8 protein-coding genes and 1 pseudogene are annotated in these 11,836 nt (G+C 42.5%); 6 read left to right on the forward strand and 3 right to left on the reverse strand.

Annotated elements, in window-relative coordinates:
* Positions 1-563 precede the first annotated feature (563 nt).
* The 3 genes and pseudogenes from KFO40_RS25620 to KFO40_RS05810 form a co-directional block, all read right to left on the reverse strand.
* Positions 564-848: pseudogene (locus KFO40_RS25620) on the reverse strand (transposase); the annotation flags it as partial.
* A gap of 296 nt (positions 849-1,144) precedes the next feature.
* Positions 1,145-2,344: a hypothetical protein gene (locus tag KFO40_RS05805; RefSeq protein ID WP_211146181.1), complete on the reverse strand. Its 1,200-nt coding sequence runs from the start codon at positions 2,342-2,344 to the stop codon at positions 1,145-1,147.
* A gap of 243 nt (positions 2,345-2,587) precedes the next feature.
* Positions 2,588-3,592 carry an aldo/keto reductase gene (locus KFO40_RS05810; protein ID WP_211146182.1) on the reverse strand — a complete coding sequence of 335 codons (1,005 nt, stop codon included), beginning with the start codon at positions 3,590-3,592 and terminating at the stop codon, positions 2,588-2,590.
* A 222-nt stretch (positions 3,593-3,814) separates the two neighbouring features.
* Here KFO40_RS05810 and KFO40_RS05815 point away from each other — a divergent pair, with 222 nt between their 5' ends.
* The 6 genes from KFO40_RS05815 (at position 3,815) to KFO40_RS05840 (ending at position 11,835) form a co-directional block, all read left to right on the forward strand.
* Positions 3,815-4,993 carry a tyrosine-type recombinase/integrase gene (locus KFO40_RS05815; protein ID WP_004315331.1) on the forward strand — a complete coding sequence of 393 codons (1,179 nt, stop codon included), beginning with the start codon at positions 3,815-3,817 and terminating at the stop codon, positions 4,991-4,993.
* Positions 4,994-5,431: 438 nt separating this feature from the next.
* Complete coding sequence (locus KFO40_RS05820; protein ID WP_004313482.1) at positions 5,432-6,019, forward strand: DUF3575 domain-containing protein; 588 nt, start codon at positions 5,432-5,434, stop codon at positions 6,017-6,019.
* A 10-nt stretch (positions 6,020-6,029) separates the two neighbouring features.
* Complete coding sequence (locus tag KFO40_RS05825; RefSeq protein ID WP_211146183.1) at positions 6,030-7,577, forward strand: DUF3868 domain-containing protein; 1,548 nt, start codon at positions 6,030-6,032, stop codon at positions 7,575-7,577.
* A 194-nt stretch (positions 7,578-7,771) separates the two neighbouring features.
* A complete protein-coding gene (locus KFO40_RS05830) occupies positions 7,772-9,115 on the forward strand; it encodes a membrane lipoprotein lipid attachment site-containing protein (protein WP_211146184.1) in 1,344 nt (447 codons plus the stop codon).
* Between the two features lie 167 nt (positions 9,116-9,282).
* Positions 9,283-10,671 carry a hypothetical protein gene (locus KFO40_RS05835; protein WP_211146185.1) on the forward strand — a complete coding sequence of 463 codons (1,389 nt, stop codon included), beginning with the start codon at positions 9,283-9,285 and terminating at the stop codon, positions 10,669-10,671.
* A 21-nt stretch (positions 10,672-10,692) separates the two neighbouring features.
* On the forward strand, positions 10,693-11,835 hold the full coding sequence (locus KFO40_RS05840) for a FimB/Mfa2 family fimbrial subunit (protein ID WP_211146186.1): 1,143 nt from the start codon (positions 10,693-10,695) through the stop codon (positions 11,833-11,835).
* The last annotated feature ends 1 nt before the right edge of the window (position 11,836 follow it).

The raw sequence follows: 11,836 nt of genomic DNA on the forward strand, positions 1-11,836 counted from the left end.
CTAGAGTAGAAAGAACCGTCTACTCGAGTGCAACGATCTGTTCACTGGAGTGCAACGATACAGATAGTAGTAGGAAAAAATGGCAATGATTAAGGAAAAGCATAAGGATATAAGGTGCATGATACACAGGAAAGCAGTAAACAATAGGAAGTTGCTTAATAAACGACATAAGAAAAAGGAATAATCGTAAAGTTCGACGAGAGTCTGGGAAAAGATACAGCCATAATGCATGAGAAAGGAGTAAAATAGATAAAAGGAGTATGAGAATAAGATGAGAAACGATTTAAAACCTATGAGAAATGCATCATTTTTAAGGATAAATGATAGAAATAGTATGAGAAATACCATTTTATATTTTATTTCTCATACTATTATATTATTGATTTACATATAATTACCGTATTATTTATGAGAATATGAGAAATGAAAATGAAAAATCGTTTGCAGAAGAAAAGAACAAGAGGAATCATTCACCAGGCAGGGAGATGTGTAAATTAAACTATGTATGCTTTATTCTCATTCAATCTCATCGGTCGGTGAACGACCAGCGCCAAGGAGCAGGACTACCCGTCCCAACGGACGTAAAATTGCAACATTTTAAACCTATCTACAAATTTTATCGCCAGTTGTCGTGCACTAGCTCCCCAGTTAGCCAGTATGACATGGTCCATTTCTTACATATATTGCGATAAGCGAGGTAAAACAGTTTTTTAAGGGCGGTGTTGTTAGGGAACACGCCCTTGTTTTTTTGTCACTTTCCGTATCTGATGATGACAGTCCTCAACTGTATTTATGGTATAAATCATACGATGCATATCCGATGTGAACTGAAAGTATTCAGTAAGTTTTCCCTACGTTCATAATCCTCACATATGACATTCAGTTCTTTCAAAAGCAGAGAAATATTATTCATATCTTCTTTACCTCAAAAATCCATTTTTCGATTAAGACTACAAATAAGTTTTTCACAGTAAAATCAAACGAGAAACACTCCAGCAAAAGATCCTAAAAACAGACTTATCTCTATTATTATTGATATCCCATTTCTTGAATATTTATATTCAAATATCGGCCCAATTTGAGCCGATATTCTTAATTTAAAGGTATACGCAATATCCAACAACCTATCATCCCCAAGATAACTTTAATTGGAATTATATTCTAACCACTTCTTTATAGTTTTTTTGGTTGTTTGTTGTAATCCTTCAAGTTGGTGTGGATCATCGTTCGCATATCGTATTATCAGATTAGGATTATCTTGTAGATCTTCATACAATCTTATTGCAAAGAAATTATCCTCTTCTGTTACCATCTTCTCAATCAATAATGGAATGATTTCTTTTCCCATAGCCTTTAAATCGGCATATTGAGGTAAATTTCTTGTAGTAGCAGTGTTATTACTAAGCGAGTAATGCCATGCTTCCTTCCATTCATTAAACAGAGATTCAAACCTTGAACTATCTCTACATGTTTTTACTTTTCTAGCAATCATCATCAACTCATCCGGTGAGAAGATTATATTTTCGTGAATATCCTCACTTATTTCTTTCATTGCATTAGCATCTATTTCACTTAGACTACGGGTAGGAGAAACTGCCCCATAGGTTTCCACAGGAACTCCATACATTCCATTAGAAAACACACTTACAAGGTGCCACAATAGCCACATACGCCCCATCTTAGAATAAGGTGCCTCGCAATGGGGACTACCTCCAAGAGATGCATGCAGAGGGGTATTTCCCCAACCCCAAACTACAGGATAGTATCTTGATATTGAGGTTGCCCCTTTCATGTAATCATAAGCGGCATGATACACGGAACTCGCATTTTCATATCCATATCTTACTTGATCCCAAGTACTAAACTCTATCCACTTATTATTAAACCCCAACGAATAGGCAAAACAATTATATCCAGATGACGGATAATTCATAACAACTGTATTGGAATATTCAACTAAAGGAAACGATTTCTTTAAAGCATTCCTTTCAGCAGAAAAGAGAGGTCGTGGGAAAGAGTTCCTGATCAATTCGCGCTGTTCATCTGTTAATTGAGAATCCCAATTATCAGGAAGAATATACCCTCCCCCTGGTAGATTTGATCGTGTCTTAGCCATCGGTCCAATAATGCTATAAATATAATCCATAATTTCAAGGCTATCAAGCAAATTAACAGTTTGTATAGCCACTTCATTAGCCGGCTTTACAGATTCCTCAACGGTACTTACAATATCTTCGCTACTACAAGCAAAAATACACAACAGAGCGAATACTACAGTTAATTGCTTCATATCACAAGTATTTAAGGTGAATATTATACGAATGTATATATTTTTTTCGAGCATTCCTAACACTTTTCTGTTTTTTTACTCAATAATATTCCATTCTTTTGTTATTAAATGATATAGATGCTAGTGACTTTAAAAACCTTTTGAATATTTTAAAATAGCAGCAGCCAGAGGAGATGCAATCGCATGGTTAAATCTTGGAAATATGTATATGACTGGACAGGAGCATCCTTAAAATAGATGACTTCACCTTATCATTTTCAATAATAAGGTGAAATCAGCATACGATTCAGGCTGAAATTATTCAGGTAAAATCTGTTCGATCTCTTTCAACTCATCTGCCATGAATTCCAAATGTTCCAGTGCTTTCAAATTGTCGGCCAACTGGTTGACAGAGCTTGCGCCCACAATCACCGAAGTCATCCGTTCGTCTTTCAATACCCATGCCAGTGCCATTTCAGCAAGTGTTTGTCCACGTCGGAGGGCTATTTCATTCAACTGGCGGGCGGCTTCTACCTTTTCAGGCGTCACTTGCGAAAGCTGGAGAAAACCCGAAGAACGTGCGGCACGAGAACCTTCCGGAATACCATTCAAGTATTTATCTGTCAACAGTCCTTGCGCCAAAGGAGAAAAGGCGATGAAACCGGAACCATATTCTGCTGCCAGCGGAAGTGTTTCCGCCTCCACCTCACGGTCGAACATACTATACCGATACTGGCTGATGAGACAGGGAACACCGGCTTTTGCCATCATTTCATAGGCTATGCGTGCTTGTTCGGGGGGATATTTGGAGATTCCGATATACAGCGCTTTCCCTTGTTTCACGATATCAATCAATGTCTGAATGGTTTCTTCGACCGGAGTAACTCCATCATAACGATGGCTATAAAAGATGTCGAAATACTCCAACCCTGTCCGACGGAGACTTTGGTCAATGCTCGCCATCAGATTTTTACGGGAGCTATTTCCGCCATAAGGACCAGCCCACATGTCATGACCGGCTTTGGAAGAGATGATCATTTCATCCCGATAACCCTGAAAGTTCTCTCGCAAAATTCGTCCGAAATTAATTTCGGCACTTCCGGGAAGAGGGCCGTAATTGTTCGCCAGGTCGAAATGAGTGACACCATGATCGAATGCATACTTAATCATGTCGGTTGCCACATCGAAATTGTCCACACTACCGAAGTTGTGCCACAACCCCAAAGAGATTAAAGGTAACTGCAAGCCGCTCTTGCCACAATATTTATAGGGCATCCGTTCGTAGCGTCCGGCTGCCGGCTGATAACTGAAAGAGTTTTCCATAAAACAGAATGTTTATATTTTCCTTTCACAAAGAAAGGAAAATATATTTTAATAATACTTTTGAACCAGCCTAAATTTTACGGCAGCATTATTTAAATAAAATTTCCATAACAACCCTGACAGTCTCTTTACTTGAGACAATTAAACAAAAATATAAAACCGTTCTACCCCTTACAAAAAACAATAGCCGGTAGTCCACGTTACCTAAAAAAATAGAAAAATATGATAACTATCAAGGTTAAATTTAGAGAATCAACAATTAAGAAAAAGAAAGGAACCATCTATTATCTGTTGACAAGGAATAAAGAATACAGAGAGATAACAACTCCGTATAAGATTCATTCACACGAGTGGAATGACAAGCGTTCGCTAATTGCGATATCAAATGCCGAATACCAGCGCAGATATGAACTGCAGCTCATTGAAAACTCCATCATCCGGGATATTCGACACCTTCAGCACATTCTGACAAGTGAAAACAACATTGATACCATCATCAAACTTTTCAAAAAAATTCAAGGTGAAAGCCTATTATCCGTATTCAGCAAGAGTGTCACAAATGATTTGTATATCAAGAACCAACCCCGAACCGCAAAATCATATATAGCTTCAGTAAAAAGTTTCCTCCGGTTCAGAAACGGAGTTGACATTTCTTTCGAAGAACTGACTCCTAAACTTATTTCAGACTACGAAAGATATCTGAAAGAGCAGCAGATATGTAATAATACTATTTCATTCTATATGCGAAACCTAAGAGCCATTTATAATAGAGCTGTCGAAGAAAGCTATACAGAACAAAAGCATCCGTTTAAAAAAGTATTCGTAGGCAATGATAAAACCATCAAACGGGCAATAGACGAAGATGTCATATCAAGATTAAAAACATTGGATTTATCGTCAAAACCACGATTGGCTTTTTCACGCGATATGTTTATGTTCAGCTTTTATGCACGAGGGATGGCTTTTATTGATCTGGCGTACCTAACCAAAGAGAATATTCAAGGAGAATATATTATTTACCGACGCCATAAGACCGGACAAGAACTTAGCATAAAACTAGAAATATGCTTAAAAACTATTATTGATAGATACTCTCATTACAGTAACGGAACTTTCTTATTTCCTGTTTTATCAGAAAGTACACAGAATTATGATAGTGCCTTGAGACTTCATAATATTCATTTAAAGAAAATCTCCGGCTTCATGGGACTTCCCAAACCTTTGACTTCATACGTGGCGCGCCATAGTTGGGCTACACTAGCCAAGAAAAAAGGTATATCTACACAAATCATCAGTGAAAGTATGGGACATAATAGCGAAAAGACAACCCGAATATATCTCTCATCTCTTGACAGGTCCGTGATTGATGATGCTAATGCCAAACTGATTTCCGGTATATAAGAATATATGCAGGACTGCAAGATGGAATTAAAGTCTATGCATAATCAATTGATTTACAAATTATTGTTCACTGCAATTCTTTCTCTTCAAAAGAGACGGAATAAAATATTTATTTGCAAAATAAACAATTTAAATCTTTACTCGCAAGTATTTCTCAAACAATATTTAAGCTATATTCAAAATAATCAGATCACTATGAATTCAAGCTACCGCAAATATATTTACCCATATTTCACAAATAAAAGGAACTTTCCGTCAGCCAAGCGCACAACTACACATCTAATTATAAGACGATTACGCACATAATACAAGTTTTATTCCGTCTCTTTTGAAGAGAAAGAACAGATAGATATTACATTTTTTTCAATTAACGAAACAAACTGGCAAATAGTACAAACTTAAAAACACACATACAAAAATAATCAACAAGTAAATATAATGAAAATAAGAAGTATTTTCACCCTCCTCATCCTAACCCTCCTCGTTTCATACTCGAGAGCGCAGGATATAGCCATAAAAACAAATTTACTTTACGGAGGTTATACCTATACCCCGAATCTTAGTCTTGAAATAGGTTTGGGTAAAAGAAGCACACTCGATTTAGGCGGCGGCTATAATCCCTGGAATCTTGACGGAACGGCTGAAAACAACAAAAAACTAGTCCACTGGCTAGGCGAAATAGAATATCGTTACTGGCTATGCCAACGCTTCTCCGGACACTTTCTCGGAGTGCACGTTCTCGGTAGCCAATATAATATTGCGCAACAGGATTTGCCACTCATATTCGGGAAAGGTTCTAAAGAATACCGCTTCGAAGGCTATGGCTACGGAGGGGGAATTTCATACGGCTACAACTTCTTTCTAGGCATACGATGGAGTATTGAAGCCAATCTAGGAATCGGATATGCACGCTTGCACTATGACAAGTACAAATGCCAAAAGTGCGGCGAAAAAATCGGAACAGAAAGCAGAAATTATTTCGGTCCTACGAAAGCGGGAATATCACTGATATATTACCTTAAATAGACAAACAAACATGAAAAGACAATATATGCTATTCGTCATCGTGTTGTTGTTCTGCACGAACACATCAGCACAGCAAAAAGAGTATTCCGGGAAAATACACGTCACGGCGCTGTCCCTGCAACAGGAAGGGGATTCAGTGTACGTGAAACTCTCTTTCGACATTTCCGGGGTAAACGTAGATTCACGCCGTTCGATCAGCCTGATTCCCGCTCTGGTAGCGGCAGGCGACAGGCTGGACCTGCCCGAAGTAGTCGTCAAAGGACGTGAAAACTATAACGTGTACCGACGGGAAACCGCCTTGATGAGCAACCGGGAAAAAGCGACGTATGCCGCAGAAGCTCCGTATGCAGTCGTCCCCGGATTCAAATCGGGGAACGCAAAAACAATTGCATACAGCGTAGCAGTGAAATACAACCCGTGGATGGCGGACGCAAAGCTGGATATGTATGAAGACCTTTGCGGCTGCGGCAATCCTGCGCGGAGAATAGGCATCACCATGCTTGCCAACCGGATAACGCTAGAGAAAATAATAGAGCCGTACGAAATAACTCCCAGCATGGCATACGTGCAACCTGTCGTCGAACCGGTAAAGAGACGCGAAATCATCAGCGAGGCTTTTCTGGATTTCGTTGTAAACAAGACCGACATCCGCCCCGATTACATGAATAATCCGCAGGAACTGAAGAAAGTCACCGACCTCGTTGCCGGGATAAAAGACGACCCGGACGTCACAGTCCGCGCGATTAACGTAATCGGCTACGCTTCACCGGAAGGCTTGCTGTCCAACAACCAACGGTTGTCCGAAGGCCGGGCCAAAGCACTGACCGATTATTTGGCTTCACGATTCGATTATCCGCGGAGTTTATACCAAGTCGCTTTCGGAGGTGAGAACTGGGACGGACTCAAAGAATGTGTAGAGGCGTCCCAAATGCCGTATCGTAAAGAAGTATTGGAGTTCATCGGGTCTTTCCCGGCCGAATGTGGCTACGCTGACCAAGTGAGGCGCAAAAAAACATTGATGAATCTGAAAGGCGGCGAGCCATACAGATACATCATCCGGGAGTTCTGCCCCTTGCTTCGCAAAGCGATTTGTAAGATTGACTTTGACGTCAGAAATTTCAGCATCGAACAGGCTAAAGAGGTATTCAAAAGCCGTCCGCAAAACCTTAGCTTGAATGAGATGTTCCTTGTTGCCAACACCTACGAAAAGGGATCACAAGAATTTATCGACCTGTTCGAAACTGCCGTAAAACTATATCCCGACGACGTGACCGCCAATCTGAATGCAGCAGCAGCCGCGTTGTCACGCAAAGATACGGTCTACGCCAAGCGATATTTGAGCAAAATAGAAAAATCACTCGATATCCCCGAATACCACAACACAATGGGAGTACTGGAAACGCTTTGCGGCAACTATGACAAAGCAGCATCACACCTGAACAAAGCAACGGAAGCCGGACTGCCGGAAGCCAAACAAAATCTGGCAGAAATGACAAAGAAACAGGAGAATGCCATTCTTATCAGGCAACAACAGTCAAAGAAAAAACAGCAGAGATGAACAACAAAGATTAATAACAGAGATAAATAACTGATTTATAAACACTTTTAAAAAACAGGAAAGCATAACAAAAAACAACCTCCTACAGGTAAGCATTCACCTATAGTTTGTTTAGGGACCAAACTATCAAACGGGCAAAACAAAAGCTAAAGCAAAAGCTGACGCAATTATTAAACATTTTATTTATAAAAACAATGAAGAAAATTATTTTCATGGCTTTATTCGCCGCCACTCTCTCCGCTTGCTCCAATGAGAACAACGAGGTGACCCAAGAAACAACGAACCTGAAATCACTCGATTTTTCTTTTGATGTCGCTACTCCTAAAACGAGAATGAGCGATGACGAAGTGACCACAGCAATAACAGCGGTCAGAAGCAATATTCAAAACATTACCATCGAGTATTTCAACGCATCCGATGCTTCGCTTGGCACGTATGACTTTACACCCGAGCAGGTAGCTACGGCAAAAGGTGACGACCAGACTGCCGCTGCTGCAGGCCGCAAACCCGTTAATATTAGCAACATTCCCAGCGCTACGACTAAAGTGAACGTTTATATGAACGTTGATAAGAGCGCTGCCGACATCAATGACTTGCAGATAGGATACACGAAGATGGAATATCGTGGTACACCTGAAGATATCACATTGAAAACACCAGGAGGGGAAAGAACAGACGGCAGCACGAACGACCTTTACAGTGTCGAAGTTTCCGTGGCGCCTGTATTGTCACGTTTCGAGTTTCACGGCAAGGCATCAGACATTAAGGTGAATAGTTCAGCAAGCGGTACACTACCAAGCGGAGTTGAAAACGGAACAAAAGATCAGGCTAAAGACCATGTAAGCGATGCTACAATTACAGCGGCAGAAAAGGCCGCTCAAGAAGCGTGGAGAAAAGCAAATCCGGGCTCTCCCGATCCGACATGGAGCTTCACATACACTGTCACGTATGAATACGATGCTGCATACACGATTACAGGTATTGACGGATATTATATGAATAATATTCCTCTCACCAAAGGTGGAAATCTGGTCATAAATGCCAACAACGGTACAGGTGACTGGAACGATGCAGCTAAGGATAAATATAAAATAGATGGTGATATGGAAAAAATGTTCGATACCACTGTAGAAGCAGACAAAGTTATCGCATACAATTTATTCCCTCAAACAGCGACAAACGGCACAGGTGCCAGCACTACCGATGTAAAAACAAGTATGCCGCACTTCGTCCTGAAACTTGCCACTAACGCAAGCGGTACAGCCTCCACCCGATGGCTGACAATCCGTGCATTGAAAGCTGCGGATGCATTGGTTACCTCTTTCGATGCCGGCAAAGTATATGTACTGAATGCCACCGATATTAATATCAATCAATATTCCGCCAAGCTGAAAGTTACCGCTAACGGTACAGTTGGTCCTGAAATACCGGAACCCATAGACCCGACAGACCCGAATCCGGAACCGGTAGGCAAAGACCTCGACGTTCTTGTCAAGATCACCGAGTGGACCATTGTCAACGTGAAACCCGAGTGGTAATTACGACCATTACCGGACGTTAAACGACGCATAAAAAAAGGGGGGACGTGGCTGATTACCACTTCCCTTCACGAAGCCGTCTCCCTTCCCCCGGAAAGAATGACGGCAACGGGTGATAACTGCACCCTGTAACGGTTAGTATAAGATTCATTTTTTGATGCAGAATTATGAGAAAAGTCTTTTTCGTAGGGTTGATTGCCATGCTGACAGGTTGTAGCCAGGAGAGCCGCGTTGCTTCGCCGGAAGACTCCGGCATCGAGCTACAAATTAATTTATCGTTAGGCAGCATCTCCACCAGAGCCGTAGACGACCCCATCACCGGCAACGATGGCAAAGGATATGTATTGCCTTTCACAGAAGTAAAAACGCTGAAAGTCGATTTATATAAATCTCTTGAAGCCGCTCCTATATTCACCTATACAGCCACCGATGCAGAGATTGCAGGCATCAGGAATACCGCCATCGGAGAATTGGCAAGACTCTCCATACCCAAGATTCCGGTAACAACCCAATACGTGAAAGTGACGATAAACCGGTTTAAAGAGGAGAATCCGCTTATCAACCAGTTACAGGTGAGCAGCCAGGACGACCCGCCCGCCCCTACCATGAACCGGACAGAGATTCCTTACGAAGGAGTTACCAAAGAAATTATCGTCATCCCCGAGGAATCGGACCCTTTCTCCGTCAAGGTGAAAGCCATCGTGGAAGTGGCTCCCGTATTGAGCCGGTTTGAAATCATACCGGGCGAAATCGTGGTCACCAACCCTGCAACCACAGGCGCTTCATTCGACTGGACGGACGGAACCGCAGGCAGAGACAAAATCAAGAACTTCACCGAAGCCGATATCACCGTAGCCGAAGCAGGCGCGCGGGAGAATTTCAGGAAGAAATACGGAACGAACGCTACCGCTGCCGCTATCTATTCCTATCGTGTCCGGCTCATCCGGTCGCCCTTCCCCGACGGCTTCGATATCAACAGCACGCCAACCGGATTCTATTTTTATATGAATTATTTCAAGCCGAGCCTCAACGCCGCCACTATCATAAAGAATACAAACGATGGTATCTCCGACTGGAACATGACCACAGGTTTTGCTGAATACAAGAAAGGAGGACAGCAGTCCAATATGTATGACGCAAGAACATCAGAGACTACAAAGGTGAACGCTTTTCATCTTTTTCCCCAATCGGTGGCGGCAGACGCTACTTTGCAACAAATCAAAGACGGAATGCCTCATCTGATTATGGGCTTTAGTACCGATAAGATAAAACGCTGGCTGACGGTCAGGGCATTCAGCGACAAAAGTAATAATGAAATTATCAACGCATTCAAGCCGGGGTATTGCTATTCCCTCGATCTTGATGATGTCGTTATCACCCCATGGTCATTGGGTTTGGAGGTTCGCATTACCGATGGCGATAAAGTGACGGAGTCAGATCCCATCATCAAAGATTTCGATCAGACGTCTCACGTGCCCGAACCTGAAGGCGCAGATCTAGCACTCGGACTTCGTGTCTCCAAGTGGAGAGACAAAGACTTGGAAGTAGAACTTTAACCGGAGAAAATAAAAGAAAGAATGAATAGAACATATTTCATAGGAATACTCCTGATTACTGCATCTCTTTTCGCAGGATGCACCAAAGAGAACACGGAAGATTGCTTTTCGGGACTCAGACTCGATTTCTACTTCACCCATCATACCGGCAACGGCAATCTCTTCGGCGAAAAGGTGCGGCGGATTCACGTGTACCTGTTTGACACGGAGGGCATACTTCAACTCCACGCGACAGACAACGGAGACAAACTGGAATATAGTTACCTGCAAAACGGACAGGTACAGACGGTGTCAAAACCGAACCCGTGGGGAAAGCTCTCTGACGAGTATGTGATGAATCTGGATAAAGTGCCGCCGGGAAAATACAGAATTATATCATGGGCGGATAACGGGCAGAAAGACAACACTACTTATTTTCATGGAGAAATGAAAAATCCGGCAAGCCATAATTTAAGGAAAGACGTCACGCTGGGAGCGACAATGGCGGACGACCTCTATATGTTCTTAAAATGCCGGACGGCATCCGGACTGCCCGAAGAACTTGTTCCGGAAGCAGAGGAGATAAACGACCTGTGGTATGGCGCGGCAGGCTCCCGCCATACCCAAAGCGATATGTATACCTATGAAACCGTGGAAGTTAAAAACAGCGTGGTCACCGCACGCCGCATCGAACTGATCCGCAACACCAACCTACTGAAAGTCACTTTAAGCGGACTGGAACATCTCACGCCGGAAGTCCGGGACACGCCCGCCGCGAACCGGGATACGGACTTCAAACTGTGGGCGGTTGCTACCGACGAGAGGTATAAGTCCGACAACACATTTGACGGGTACACCCGCTCCGTCCGCTACTCTCCATTCAAGACATTGATGGACGCGAACACGCTCTCTGCCGACATCAAGGTATTGCGGCTGACAATGGACCGCCCGGTGCTTTTATATATCGAGACACCCGGCGGACGCAGGATTCCGGAACAGCCGATTGACATCGTCAGTATGCTGTTCAAAGCACGCAACCCCGACACGGGAGCGTATATCTACCAATCGCAGAGTGATTTCGACCGGATATACGAACATCCGGTGGAAGTACGCATCGGCGCTAACCTGAACATCAGAATCTTTATCGGAGAATGGGAAATTGTGAACGTGAAACCTGCTGAATAGG

The organism is Bacteroides sp. 1001302B_160321_D4, assembly GCF_015667765.1.
GTDB lineage: Bacteria > Bacteroidota > Bacteroidia > Bacteroidales > Bacteroidaceae > Bacteroides > Bacteroides xylanisolvens.